General features: G+C 55.1%; 1 protein-coding gene. It reads left to right on the forward strand.

From position 1 onward, the window contains the following. Window positions 1–216: M1 family aminopeptidase (locus ACW9IR_RS30360; protein WP_457466315.1), on the forward strand; the 216-nt coding region annotated here is incomplete at both ends.

The raw sequence follows: 216 nt of genomic DNA on the forward strand, positions 1-216 counted from the left end.
ACCACCATGACGGATCGTGAAGTGGCGCTGCGCATCTACGTCGAGCCGGAAAACATCGACAAGTGCCAGCACGCCATGACCAGCCTGAAAAAATCCATGCGCTGGGACGAAGAAACCTACGGTCGCGAGTACGACCTCGACATCTTCATGATCGTGGCGGTGAACGACTTCAACATGGGCGCCATGGAAAACAAGGGCCTGAACATCTTCAACTCC

It is taken from the genome of Pseudomonas sp. SDT291_1_S447 (assembly GCF_054070155.1).